Source organism: Sphingopyxis sp. QXT-31, assembly GCF_001984035.1.
Classification (GTDB): domain Bacteria; phylum Pseudomonadota; class Alphaproteobacteria; order Sphingomonadales; family Sphingomonadaceae; genus Sphingopyxis.
Map to the genome: position 1 here is coordinate 176,416 of NZ_CP019449.1, position 11,782 is coordinate 188,197.

Below are 11,782 nucleotides of genomic sequence, written 5' to 3' on the forward strand. Positions count from 1 at the left end.
GTTTTTCCGCCGCTCCCTCCCACCGATCTTCCTGCCGGGGATATCGATGCCGAACGAAGTGCTTTCGCCCTTTCCACCCGGTCACAATGCGGTGGCCGAATGGGAAGTCCTCAATGGGCTGATCGGCGAAATCTATGATTCGGTGCTGCACCCCGAACATTGGAACGACACGCTCGCGCATATTACCAACACGCTCTGCCCGCTCGGCTGGGACGCCGCCTTCCTGCTGTGGGAAAGCGGCAACCCGCCCGCCGCGCGCTTCGTCGCCGCGACGGGGCTCGCCGCCGGGGTGCAGGAGATCTACGCCGCGGTCTATGCCGGCCGCCACGAATGGTCGCGCAAGATGATGCGCTATGCCAGCGGCAGCGTCGTCGACAGCAACGACATCATGACCCGCGAGGCCTTTGCCGAGACCGAATTTTCGCGCAATTTCCTCGCGCCCTGGGGCATCGACCGGCTCGTCGGCGTGCTGCTCGACCGGCGCGGGGGCGAGCATCTGGGGCTGATGATCCCCGGCCCCGGCGACCGCGACATCGAGAAACTGAAGCGCGGCATGCGCACGCTCGCCCCGCATATCCAGCGCGCGATGCGGATCAGCGACCGGGTGGCAACGCTCGAACTCGCCGCGGGCGCCGCGCGCGCCGCCGCCGACGTCGCGCCCTTCGCGATCTTCAGCCTCGACGACCAGCTCAACATCCTCGCCGCCAACAGCCGCGCGGAGCAATATGAGCGCGCGGGTTTCGTCCGGCTCGAGGGCGGCCGCTTTGCCTTCACCCATGCCGCCAGCCAGAAGCTCCTGCTCGACCTGCTGCGCAACCCTAACCCCGCGGGGCTCGCTTTCCAGACGTTGGGAAAGGGGGGCAAGGAATGCCCCGTGCTCGCGGCGCGGATCACGCGCCAGTCGGTGCCGCAGATCGGCGGCGTCGCGCTCGGCGCGTCGCTGATCGTGACGCTGGGCAGCGCGCCGGGCGAGACCCCGGTGGTCGCGGTCGACCGCATCGCGCAATGGTTCGGGCTCACCCCGGCCGAGGCGCGGCTCGCGGTCGCGCTCGACGCCGGCCAGTCGCTCAACGATTATGCCGCCGAGCGCGCGATCAGCCTCAACGCGGTGCGCTTTCTTTTGAAAGGCGTGTTCCGCAAGACCGGCGCGACCAGCCAGGCGCAATTGCTCGCCACACTCGCGCGCCTGCCCGCGGCGAGCGAGGCTTAGCGGGCGGGATCAGGCGGGCGCGCCGTCCTCGTCGTCGATGCCCTGATATTTGAGCTGCAGGTAACGCTCGCGCGTCGCCAGCTTGTCGAGCTCGCCCGCCGCCAGGCTGCGCGCGGCCTGCCCGATCTCGCTTTCCAGCGTCTTCAGCCCGCCGAGCAAGGTCTCGTCGGGGGTGCGCCCGGCATGGGCTTCGGTGCGCAGCCCCGCCGGGATGCGTTGATAGCCTGCGACCAGCTCGGGCAAATCCTCGCCGACCAGCTTGCGGATATTCGCCGCCGCGGGGCTCGACGCGTCGAGCGTCTGGAGCTGCGGCGCGAGCAGGTCGAGCTGCACCCCGATCCCGTCGATCAGCTGGCGCGCGGGGGCGGGCAGGGCAGGGCGCTGCGCCTCGAGCCAGATTTCGGTGCGGCCCGCGAGCTGCTTCAAATCCGCCTTGGGCAGGTCGGCCTGCTGCGGTTCGGGAAAGGGCGACCGCCCGAACAGCACCGCGACCCCGATCAGCAGCACGACCAGCGCCAGCAGCCCGGTGAAACCCAGCGGTTGGATCAGCGCACCGAACAGCGCCGCGCCGATCAGCACCACGCCCGCCGCGATCAGCATCCGGCCCAGCTTCTTGTAGAGATGCTGGCGGCGCAGCGCGACGCTCTTGGTGCCGATCGGCCGCCGCCGCTCGCGCGATCGCTCGATCGCGGAGGCGGCCGACAGCCGGACCTTGTCGACTTCGCTCATGCTCATCGTCGCCACTTATCCCTCTAGCGCCGCGAGCGGGCTCGCGGCGCCGCCGACGCTCGCCTGCGCCTGGCTCGCGCCCTCGGCGCGCGCGATATAGCCCTTCGACTTGGCGACCTCGCCCTCCAGCGTGGTGACCGTGGTCTTCATCGTGTCGAGCGCCTTCAGCTTGAAGGTGTCGATCGCGTCCATCGTGTCATAGATATTCTGGAAGGCGCGCTGCAGCGTCTCCATCGGGATCGTGCTCGACGCCGCCTGCTCGTGGATGCGCGCGGTATTGTCCTTCAGCATCTGCGACGTGCCGTCGATGATGTTCGCGGTCGTCGTATTGAGCGCGGTGATCTGTTCGAGCACCAGCTTCTGGTTGGTCATCGCCTGCGCGACGGTGATCGCGGTCTTGAGCGCGCCGACGGTGGTCGTGCTCGCGCGGTCGACGCCCTTCACCAGCTCGACATTGTTCTTCTTGACCAGGTCGAGCGCGAGATAGCCCTGCACCGTCACCGCCATCTGGGTCAGCAGGTCCTGCGTCCGCTGGCGCGCATAGAAGAGCGCATTCTCGCGGATCACCTTCGCCTTGGCGGGGTTGGTGCCGTCGAGCTCGGCCGCCTTCGCCTCGAGCCGCTCGTCGAGCTTGCCGGCGATGTGGATCATCTGCTCGAGCTTGCCCATCGCCTCCCACAGCTTGCGGCGCTCGACGTCGATCGCCGCATTGTCCATCAGCAGCTCGTCCTTGCCGTTGGACAGCGCGGTCAGGATACCGCCGATATGCGTCTGCGCGCTGCGATATTGCGCGAAATAATTGGTGATCTTGCTGCCGAAGATCTTGTCGAGGAAGCCGCGCTTGTCGAGCAGCTTGCCGTTCGCCGACGGGTCGAGCCGCTCTACGGTGTTCCTGAGCTCGATCAGATTCTGGCCGATGTCGGTGTCGCGGTCCATCGCCTTGATCGGGCGGTCGAGAAAGCGGTTCGACTGGTTCGCCGCCTCCAGCATCTCCTTACGGCCCATATTGGTGATCTGGTCGATCTTCTGGCCGAAGGCAGGGCTATTCTCGTCCTGCGCGACCAGGTCGTCGATGAAGCTGTCGACGCGCTCGTCGAGCTTGGTGCGCTGCTCGCTCGACAGCGGCACCAGGCCGGCGGCCTTCTCGGGCGTCACGGGGGGCATCGGCTCGGGCGGCGTCAGTTTCAGCTCGTCGGTCGCCGTCGCGGTTGCGGTCAGTTCGCTCATTCGTCTTCCTTCCACCCCTTTGCCGCCCGCCTATATGGCATGGCGAACTGTGTTATTCAAGCATCACACCTCGTCGATCTTGCGCAGCCCGGGCGCGAGCCAGGCCGACAGGATCAGCTGCGCCATATGATAGACGAGGATCGGGACCAGCACCATGCCCGCGACCGCGGGCGGAAACAGCGTTGAGGCGAGCGGCGCGCCGACCGCGATGCTCTTCTGCGCGCCGGCAAAGAGCAAAGTGATCCGGTCCGCCCGCGCCAGCTTCAGCAGCGCGCCCAACCCCCACGCCCCGCCGAACGCCAGCGCCAGCAGCACCGCCACGACGCCGCACACGATCCCGATCTCGCGCGCGTCGAGCAATTGCCAGATCCCTGCGACCACCGCGGCCGAAAAGGCGACATAGACCGCGATCGCGATCGCGCTGCGATCCATGAAGGTCGCCAGTTCCTTGTGCGCCAGCACCCAAGGCCGCAGCCAGCGCTGCACCAGCTGCCCCGCGACAAAGGGCAGCAGCAATATCGCGACGATGCGCAGCACCGCCTCGCCATGAATCTCGCCCGCGCTCCCCGCCAGCCCCGCGAACAGCAAAGGCGAGGCGACGACCCCGGTCAGGTTGAGCAGCGCCGCCGCGACGACGCTCGCCGCGACATTGCCCCCGGCAAGCCCGCTCGCCGCGGTCGCCGACTGCACGGTGGAGGGCAGGATGCCGAGGAACAGGAACCCCAGCGCCAGCGTCGCGGGCAGGAACGCCGCAGTCGCCGCCTGCGCGCCGAGCCCCAGCAGCGCCATCGCCCCGAAACAGAAAGCCAGCGCGCCGCCCTGGAGCTTCCAGTTGCGGATGCCGTGCAGCACCTCGTCGCGCGGCAGCCGCACGCCGTTGAGGAAAAACAGGAACACCACCGCCGCGGTCGAAACGCCCTGCGCGACGGGCACCATCGCCCCGCGCACCGGCAGCAGGCTGGCGAGCAGGATCGTCGCGAGGAGCAAAGGAACGAAACGGTCGGGAAAGATGCGCGAAAGCATGGGGCAGCGATGGCGGGGCGGCGCGGCGTTGGCAAGCCAATGATCTTCCCCGTGGCGAAGCCATGGGGAGGGGGACCGCCGCGAAGCGGTGGTGGAGGGGCCAGCAACGTCGCGCCATTACCCCTCCGTCAGCCCTTCGGGCTTCCACCTCCCCATGGCTTCGCACAGGAAGGATTAAGGGTTGCCGTTCGTCCCGAGCGAAGTCGAGGGACGTCCGGCGCCGCGCGAGCGTGTCTCGACTTCGCTCGACACGAACGGACGGGGGCTTAGACAGAAGCCATGACCGCGATTCTCATCCTCGCCGCCCTCTCCGAAGAAGCTGACGCGTTGTTCGCGGGCACCAGCACCGCGATCCACGGCGCCTTCCCCGTGCGCCGCCTCGTGGCCCATAACCACGCCATCAACATCGCCACCTGCGGCCTCGGCAAGGTCAACGCCGCGCTCGCCGCGGGCCTGTTCGCGACCGATGCCGACATCCTGCTGATGAGCGGGACCTGCGGCGCGCTCGGCGCCGAGCCGGGCCGCGCCTATTGGCTCGCCGAGGCGGTGCAGCATGATTATGGCGCGAACGAACCCGGCCTCTTCCGCCGCTACCGCGCGGGCGACTGGCCGATGGGCGAAGCGGGCGAAGCGCATTTCGCGGCGATGCCCGATCCCGGCCTCGGCCTCCCCCACGCGCGCATCGCCAGCGGCGACAGCTTCGTCGCCTGCCCCGCCGCCGCCGCCGACCTGAAGGCGAATCTCGGCGCGACGCTCGTCGACATGGAGGTCGGCGCCGTCGCACAGGTCGCCGCGCGCCTCGCCAAGCCCTGGGCCGCGATCAAGGCGGTCACCGACGACGCCAACGACGCCAGCGGCGGCGACTTCCAGGCCAATCTCGTGCGTGCCGCGCGCCAGGCCGCGGTCGAGGTCGAACGACTGGTCGCGATGCTGTGAAGCGCGCGATGGCCGCCGCGCTGCTGTTCGGGCTCGCGGGCGCCGCGATCTGGCTGCTGCTAACCCGCGCGCTCGTCCCGATCGCGGGCATCGCACCGCAACGGGACGCCGACCTCTTCGCCGCCTGGCGCCTCGGCGCCGCTTGCCGTCCCCCCGCGCAAGCTCTGGCCCGCGATGGTCCCCACCTTGCGCTATATCCGCGACGAAGTCGTCCCGGTGATCGGCCCCGTCCGTATCGTCTCGGGCTACCGCGACCCCATCGCCAACGCCTGTTTCAAGGGCGCCAAGGCCAGCCGCCACCTCCGCTTCGCCGCGCTCGACCTCACCCCCGTCCGCCCGCTCTCCCGTGCCGACCTCATCGCCAAACTCTGCCCCCTACACGCCCGCACCGGCGCGCGCTTCGACGTCGGCCTCGGCATCTACGCCATCACCCGCTTCCACATCGACACCGCCGGCCACCGCCGCTGGGGCGCCGACTATCATGCGGCGTCTTCACCATGCTGCTGAACGTCGGATCGCGGGCGGCGGCTGTTCCCTTACCTTGTCATCCCCGCGAAAGCAGGAACCTAGGGTAGGGTGAGACTATGCACGCTCTGGGTCCCGGCTTTCGCGGGGATGACGAGCAAGGATGTCCCACCCCAAAGCCGCAGCCACCGCCGCTAAACTTCGCCGGGTTTCATAATTGACAAAATAATTTGTCTATTATAGCCAGTCCCCATGAGCGACTCGCTGGCCCTTCTCGACGACGCATCGACCGCCCGCGTGGCGCTGTCGCCGATGCGCCGCGAATTGCTCGGCCGCTTGCGCACGCCAACGTCCGCCGCGGGCCTCGCCGAGGCCCTCGCCATGCCGCGGCAGAAGATCGGCTATCACCTCCGTCTGCTCGAAAAGGCGGGGTTGATTGCGGCGGTCGAGACGCGGCAGCGCCGCGGTTTTACCGAGACGCTTTTCGAAGCGCGGAGCGACGCGCTGCTGATCGACCCGATGATCCTCGCTCCCGCCGACCTCGAGACGGTCGACAAGCAGGACCGCTTCGCCGCCGACCATCTGGTGCGCACCGCCGCAGGCATTGTGCGCGACGTGTCACGGATGCGCGAGGCGGCAGCCGACGAGGGCAGCCGCCTGCTCACCTTCACCCTCGAGGCCGACGTCGCCTTCGCGCGCCCCGCCGACATCGAGGTCTTCGCCGCGCGCCTGTCCGACGCGCTCGCGATTATCGCCGCCGACTTCGCGCCTGCAGTGGAGGGGCGAAGCTACCGCGTCACCGTCGCCGGCCACCCCGCCGCCGGCACTCGTACCAAAACCACCGTGAATTGAGGGAGAGCCCAAAATGAGCGAACCCGCCGATCAGCCGACCGTCGATCGCATATTGGTTGAAATGACGATTGCCGCGCCCGCCGCGGAAGTGTGGGACGCGCTGCGCGACCCCGACAAGCTCATGCACTGGTTCGGCTGGGACGCGCCGAGCCTCGAGGAAGAGGTCGACTATATCTTCTTCCAATATACCAGGCCCGACGAGGAGGCCGGCATCCTGTGGTTCGAGGGCGTGCCCGACCGCTTCGAGGTCGAGCCGACCGGCGCCGAAACCTGTATCCTGCGCGTCGTGCGCGCCTCGCCCGCGGGATCGAGCTGGGACGGCATCTACGAGGATATGGTCGAGGGCTGGATCAGCTTCGTCCAGCAGCTCCGCCTCGCGATCGAGCAGAACGATCTCGCGCCGCGCCGCACGCTCTATCTGGAGGGCAATGCCAAGGAAGGCGGTTCGGGGCCGATCGCGGCGCTGGGCCTCACGGGCCTGCGCGACGTGCCCGACGGCGCCGCCTTCGTCGCCGATCTGCCGACCGGCGAGGTGGTCGAGGGGCAGGCTTGGCACCGCACCCCGTGGCAGCTCGGGCTCACCGTGCCGCAGTGGGGCAATGGCTTGCTGATCGCCACCGACAAGTCGGTCAAGGACACCGCTCCGCACGGCCGCGGCGCGCTGATCCTGACCACCTACGGCCTGTCCGAAGCCGCTTTCGCCGAACTCGAAACGCGCTGGCGGACCTGGTGGGACGCGCATTACGACGCGCCGCCGCCGAGCGCGGAGGCGTGCAGCTAGGGTGCAATGCGGCCTTCGTCGCGGCCGGGCATCGGCGCGACGGCGTGGAGGATCGGCACCGACAGCGCCAGCCAGCCGGCGCCGGTCAGCACGGCTGCGGTCAGCGTCGACAGGTCGGCGATCATCCCGAAAATCCACGCGCCGAGCGCCAGCGCGCCGAAGGTCACCGCCTGGTAGATCGACAGGCAACGCCCGAGGATCGCGTCGGGCGAGCGGAGCTGCATCGCGACGTTGAGCGACGTGAGCGTGCCGACCCACGCCATGCCGGCGACGAAGGCCGCCGCGAGCACCGCGAGCACCTGATCGGTCAGCGCGACGGGGACCAGCGCCGCGGCAAAGCCCAATGTTGCGACGCTGACGACCGTCTCGCTGCCCCAGCGACGCCGCGCCGCGCCGACCCATAACGCGCATATAATTGACCCCAGCCCGAAGGCGCCGAGGCAGAGCCCGTAATCGAGCTCGCCGCCCTTCAACTGGTCGCGGACGAGCGAAGGGAGTAGCGCCTGGAACGCCGCGGCGCCGAAGCCAAAGGAAAAGCCGCGCATCAGTACGCGGCGCACCGGGTTCGACTGCGCGCAGAAGCGGATGCCGGTCGCGATGGCGGCGAGCATCGGGCTGCGTTTCGGCGGCTCGGTCTCGGGCTTCCACCGCAGCAGCACGACGATGAGCACCAGATAGCTGAGCGTGTTGAGGGCGAAGGCCGGCGCGGGTCCGGTCAGCGAGATCAGCAGGCCTCCCAGCGCCGGCCCGACGCTGCGCGCGAGGTTGAAGGCGATGCTGTTGAGCGCGATCGCCTGCGGCAGATGCGCATGCCCGACCTGCTGGCGCACCGACGCCTGCCAGGCGGGCGAATTGACCGCGGTGCCGCAGCCGACCGCGAGCGTGAAGAAGAGCAAGGACAGGGGGCCGATCGCGCCAGCCCAGGTGACGACGGCGAGCGCCGCCGAGGCGGTAAGCATCCCGATCTGCGACCACAGCATCACCCTGCGCCGGTCATAATTGTCGGCGATCGCGCCCGCGAACACGCCGAGCATCAGGATCGGGATCGTCGCCCCCGCATTGACCAGTGCAATCAAGAGGTGCGACTGCGTCAGCTCGGTCATCAGCCAGGCGGCGCCGACCGACTGGATCATCGACCCCATGTTCGAGGCGAGATTGGCGATCCAGATCGCGCGGAAGGCGGGAAATTGAAACGGCGCGAGCGGCGACACCGGGGCGGGGCGCGGCTCGCTGCCCTCGGCCATCAGTTGCGGCCCCCTACCAGCCCGCGCGCGATCACCTGCGCCTGTATCTCCGCGGCGCCTTCGAAGATGTTGAGGATGCGCGCGTCGCACAAAACCCGGCTGATCTCATATTCCATCGCATAGCCGTTGCCGCCGTGGATCTGCAGGCTTGCGTCGGCGTTCGACCAGGCCGCGCGCGCGCCGAGCAATTTCGCCATGCCCGCCTCGATATCGCAGCGCTTGCCGCCGTCCTTGGCGCGCGCGGCGGCGTAGCTCAATTCGCGCGCCGTGACGAAATCGACGAGGCTCATCGCGATCTTGTCCGACACGCGTGGGAAATTGAGGATCGCCTTGCCGAATTGCTTGCGTGTCACGGCGTAATCGAGCGCCAGTTCGAGCGCGCGTCGCGCGACCCCGACCGCGCGCGCCGCGGTCTGGATGCGCGCGCCCTCGAAGGTGCGCATCAACTGCTTGAAGCCTTGCCCCTCCTCGCCGCCGAGCAGCGCGTCGGCGGGCGCCTGCATGGCATCGAACTGCAGCGCATATTCGCGCATGCCGCGGTAACCCAGCACCTCGATCTCGCTGCCGCTCATGCCGGTGGCGGGGAAGGGCGCCTCCTCGCTGCCGCGCGGCTTGGGCACGAGCAGCATCGACAGCCCGGCATAGCCCTTCGCCTCGGGCAAGGTGCGCGCGAGCAACGTCATCAGGTCGGAGCGCGCGGCGTGGGTGATCCAGTTCTTCGCCCCGTCGATCACCCAATGATCGCCCTCGGGCCGTGCGCGGGTCTGGAGCGCGCCCAAGTCCGATCCGACGTCGGGCTCGGTGAACACCGCGGTGGGCAGCACCTCGCCGCTGGCGATCCGTGGCAGCCATTCGGCCTTCTGCGCGTCGGTACCGCCCAGCACGATCAGCTCGCCCGCGATCTCCGACCTTGTGCCGAGCGACCCGGTGCCGATCCAGCCGCGCGACAATTCCTCGGTGACGATGCACATCACCAGCTTGCCAAGGCCGAGCCCGCCAAATTCCTCGGGAATGCAGACGCCGAAGGTGCCGAGTTCGGCCATCGCCGCGACCATCGCATCGGGGATCAGCGCATTGGCGAGGTGCCAGCCATGCGCGTGCGGCAAAATCTCGGCATCGGTGAAGCGGCGATATTGCTCCCGGATCGCGTCGAGATCGGCATCGTGCAGCGTCTCGCTCGGCCATTGCCCGGCAGCGAGCAGCGCGGTCAGCTCAGCGCGCCCCGCCGCGTAGTCGGCGTCGAGCAGCTCGGCGCAGTCCGCCGCAAGCTTCGCCGCGGCCTGCGCCAGCCCCAGATCGGCGGGACGGAAGATCTCATTTTGCCCCATGGGCAGCCCGCCCACGAGTTGGCCGATACCCTCGGCAAAGGCGAGCTGGGTCACCAGCGCATCGACCCGCGGCTTCTCGCCCGCCTCGACCCAGCCGAGCGTCGCTTCGAGCGCCGCCACCGTCGTCGCCACCCACGCAAAACCATGCGCCGCGCGCTGTTCGGCGTCGATCGGCGCCGTCTCCAGCCGCGCCGCGAGCGCCGCCTGCGCCGCGGTCCGATAATCCTGCGCAGCGGCCAGCGCCTGCCTCAAATCGCTCATTCGATCATCCCGTTCGTCGCGGCGGCGATGCACCGAACGCGGGCGCTCTGCAACCCTCAGTTAGTATACTATCTGCTGTTCTGCGGCCGCATTCGCCGCCGCGAAATAATCGCGCCCCGCCCACTGGCGCGCGCGGCGCCGACTGGTTACATGGGCCGCCACCAAACGAATCGCGTGTGCCGCACCTTTCGAGGGAGCCAGGCGCCGCCAAGAGCAGAAAGTGGCACCCATGGAAATCATCACCGGCCTGACCTTCGACGACGTGCTGCTGGTGCCCGGCGCGTCGGACATCCTGCCCTCCGACGCCAATCTGCAGACCCAGCTGACCAGCGACATCACGCTCAACATCCCGATCCTGTCGTCGGCGATGGACACGGTGACCGAGGCCGACATGGCGATCCTGATGGCGCAGATCGGCGGCATCGGCGTGCTCCACCGCAACCTCACCATCGAGGAACAGGCCGCCGCGGTGCGCCAGGTCAAGCGCTTTGAAAGCGGGATGATCGTCAACCCGATCACCATCACCCCCGACGCGCCGCTCTCCTATGCGACTGCGCTGATGGACCAGCACCGCATCTCGGGCATTCCGGTGGTCGAGACCGGCGGCAAGCTCGTCGGCATCCTCACCCACCGCGACGTCCGCTTCGCCGACAATCCCGGCCAGCCGGTGCGCGAACTGATGACCGCGGAGAATCTCGCGACGGTGCGCCCCGGCGTCGGGCAGGACGAGGCGCGCAAATTGCTCCACCAGCGCCGCATCGAGAAATTGCTCGTCGTCGATGACGATTATCGCTGCATCGGCCTGATCACCGTCAAGGACATGGAAAAGGCCGTCAATTTCCCTGACGCGACCAAGGACGGCACCGGGCGCCTGCGCGTCGCCGCCGCGACCAACACCGGCGACAGCGGCATCGAGCGCGCCGAGGCTTTGCTCGAGGCCGAATGCGACCTGATCGTCGTCGACACCGCGCACGGCCACAGCAAGGGCGTGGGCGAGACTGTCGCACGGATCAAGAAGCTCTCGAACCGCGTCCAGGTGCTCGCGGGCAATGTCGCCACCGGCGACGCGACCAAGGCGTTGATCGACGCGGGCGCCGACGGCGTCAAGGTCGGCATCGGCCCGGGTTCGATCTGCACCACGCGCGTCGTCGCGGGCGTCGGCGTGCCGCAGCTCACCGCGATCCTCGACAGCGTCGAAGCGGCGCAGAAGCTCGGCGTGCCGGTGATCGCCGACGGCGGCCTGCGCACCTCGGGCGACATCGCCAAGGCGCTGGCGGCGGGCGCGTCGAGCGTCATGGTCGGCTCGCTCCTCGCGGGCACCGCCGAGGCGCCGGGCGAAACCTTCCTGTTCCAGGGACGGACGTACAAAAGCTATCGCGGCATGGGCAGCGTCGGCGCGATGGCGCGCGGCTCGGCCGACCGCTATTTCCAGCAGGACATCAAGGACCAGATGAAGCTGGTCCCCGAGGGCATCGAGGGCCAGGTGCCCTTCAAGGGCCCGGCCAAGGACGTGATCCACCAGCTCGTCGGCGGCGTGAAGGCGGCGATGGGCTATACCGGCAGCCGCACGCTGAAGGATTTGCGCGAGCGCGCGAAATTCGTGCGGATCACCAACGCCGGGCTGCGCGAAAGCCATGTCCACGACGTCGCGATCACGCGCGAGGCGCCGAATTATCCGGTGGGCTGAGGCAAGTGATGCGCCCATGCGCTGATCACCCCCTCCCGC

Annotated in this window: 11 protein-coding genes; 6 read left to right on the plus strand and 5 right to left on the minus strand. The window is 68.7% G+C overall.

Annotation, left to right across the window (positions count from 1 at the left end):
• Nucleotides 1-46 precede the first annotated feature (46 nt).
• Nucleotides 47-1,210, plus strand: coding sequence for a helix-turn-helix transcriptional regulator (locus BWQ93_RS00880; protein ID WP_077028872.1), 1,164 nt, complete (start codon nt 47-49; stop codon nt 1,208-1,210).
• Between the two features lie 9 nt (nt 1,211-1,219).
• Here BWQ93_RS00880 and BWQ93_RS00885 read toward each other — a convergent pair whose 3' ends face one another.
• From BWQ93_RS00885 to BWQ93_RS00895, 3 genes are all read right to left on the minus strand, one after another.
• On the minus strand, nt 1,220-1,945 hold the full coding sequence (locus BWQ93_RS00885) for a hypothetical protein (RefSeq protein WP_083721097.1): 726 nt from the start codon (nt 1,943-1,945) through the stop codon (nt 1,220-1,222).
• 9 nt (nt 1,946-1,954) lie between these two features.
• Nucleotides 1,955-3,166, minus strand: a complete 1,212-nt coding sequence (locus BWQ93_RS00890) for a toxic anion resistance protein (protein ID WP_077028874.1) — start codon at nt 3,164-3,166, stop codon at nt 1,955-1,957.
• A 63-nt stretch (nt 3,167-3,229) separates the two neighbouring features.
• Nucleotides 3,230-4,189, minus strand: coding sequence for a bile acid:sodium symporter family protein (locus BWQ93_RS00895; RefSeq protein WP_077028875.1), 960 nt, complete (start codon nt 4,187-4,189; stop codon nt 3,230-3,232).
• A gap of 279 nt (nt 4,190-4,468) precedes the next feature.
• Here BWQ93_RS00895 and BWQ93_RS00900 point away from each other — a divergent pair, with 279 nt between their 5' ends.
• The 4 genes from BWQ93_RS00900 to BWQ93_RS00915 all read left to right on the plus strand — a co-directional run bounded on the left by BWQ93_RS00900 (nt 4,469) and on the right by BWQ93_RS00915 (nt 7,223).
• Nucleotides 4,469-5,125, plus strand: a complete 657-nt coding sequence (locus BWQ93_RS00900) for a 5'-methylthioadenosine/S-adenosylhomocysteine nucleosidase family protein (RefSeq protein ID WP_077028876.1) — start codon at nt 4,469-4,471, stop codon at nt 5,123-5,125.
• Nucleotides 5,126-5,299: 174 nt separating this feature from the next.
• Nucleotides 5,300-5,632 (plus strand): D-Ala-D-Ala carboxypeptidase family metallohydrolase, encoded by a 333-nt coding sequence (locus BWQ93_RS00905; RefSeq protein ID WP_077028877.1) that lies wholly within the window; start codon nt 5,300-5,302, stop codon nt 5,630-5,632.
• Nucleotides 5,633-5,842: 210 nt separating this feature from the next.
• Nucleotides 5,843-6,442: an ArsR/SmtB family transcription factor gene (locus BWQ93_RS00910; protein WP_077028878.1), complete on the plus strand. Its 600-nt coding sequence runs from the start codon at nt 5,843-5,845 to the stop codon at nt 6,440-6,442.
• Nucleotides 6,443-6,455: 13 nt separating this feature from the next.
• Nucleotides 6,456-7,223, plus strand: a complete 768-nt coding sequence (locus BWQ93_RS00915; RefSeq protein WP_077028879.1) for an SRPBCC family protein — start codon at nt 6,456-6,458, stop codon at nt 7,221-7,223.
• On the opposite strand, the gene BWQ93_RS00920 is transcribed toward BWQ93_RS00915, so the two are convergent.
• Together BWQ93_RS00920 and BWQ93_RS00925 are read right to left on the minus strand one after the other, a co-directional pair.
• Nucleotides 7,220-8,467 (minus strand): MFS transporter, encoded by a 1,248-nt coding sequence (locus BWQ93_RS00920; protein ID WP_077028880.1) that lies wholly within the window; start codon nt 8,465-8,467, stop codon nt 7,220-7,222. The genes BWQ93_RS00915 and BWQ93_RS00920 overlap by 4 nt on opposite strands.
• Nucleotides 8,467-10,056 carry an acyl-CoA dehydrogenase family protein gene (locus tag BWQ93_RS00925; RefSeq protein ID WP_077028881.1) on the minus strand — a complete coding sequence of 530 codons (1,590 nt, stop codon included), beginning with the start codon at nt 10,054-10,056 and terminating at the stop codon, nt 8,467-8,469. Before BWQ93_RS00925 ends, BWQ93_RS00920 begins: the two co-directional genes overlap by 1 nt.
• 229 nt (nt 10,057-10,285) lie before the next feature.
• On the opposite strand from BWQ93_RS00925, the gene guaB reads away from it, so the two are divergent.
• Nucleotides 10,286-11,743 carry an IMP dehydrogenase gene (gene guaB, locus BWQ93_RS00930; protein WP_077028882.1) on the plus strand — a complete coding sequence of 486 codons (1,458 nt, stop codon included), beginning with the start codon at nt 10,286-10,288 and terminating at the stop codon, nt 11,741-11,743.
• Nucleotides 11,744-11,782: the final 39 nt, after the last annotated feature.

Coding starts and splice junctions, on each gene's coding strand:
- BWQ93_RS00880 (WP_077028872.1), top strand. CDS start 47: ATGCCGAACGAAGTGCTTTCGCCCTTTCCACCCGGTCACAATGCGGTG.
- BWQ93_RS00885 (WP_083721097.1), bottom strand. CDS start 1,945: ATGAGCATGAGCGAAGTCGACAAGGTCCGGCTGTCGGCCGCCTCCGCG.
- BWQ93_RS00890 (WP_077028874.1), bottom strand. CDS start 3,166: ATGAGCGAACTGACCGCAACCGCGACGGCGACCGACGAGCTGAAACTG.
- BWQ93_RS00895 (WP_077028875.1), bottom strand. CDS start 4,189: ATGCTTTCGCGCATCTTTCCCGACCGTTTCGTTCCTTTGCTCCTCGCG.
- BWQ93_RS00900 (WP_077028876.1), top strand. CDS start 4,469: ATGACCGCGATTCTCATCCTCGCCGCCCTCTCCGAAGAAGCTGACGCG.
- BWQ93_RS00905 (WP_077028877.1), top strand. CDS start 5,300: ATGGTCCCCACCTTGCGCTATATCCGCGACGAAGTCGTCCCGGTGATC.
- BWQ93_RS00910 (WP_077028878.1), top strand. CDS start 5,843: ATGAGCGACTCGCTGGCCCTTCTCGACGACGCATCGACCGCCCGCGTG.
- BWQ93_RS00915 (WP_077028879.1), top strand. CDS start 6,456: ATGAGCGAACCCGCCGATCAGCCGACCGTCGATCGCATATTGGTTGAA.
- BWQ93_RS00920 (WP_077028880.1), bottom strand. CDS start 8,467: ATGGCCGAGGGCAGCGAGCCGCGCCCCGCCCCGGTGTCGCCGCTCGCG.
- BWQ93_RS00925 (WP_077028881.1), bottom strand. CDS start 10,056: ATGAGCGATTTGAGGCAGGCGCTGGCCGCTGCGCAGGATTATCGGACC.
- guaB (WP_077028882.1), top strand. CDS start 10,286: ATGGAAATCATCACCGGCCTGACCTTCGACGACGTGCTGCTGGTGCCC.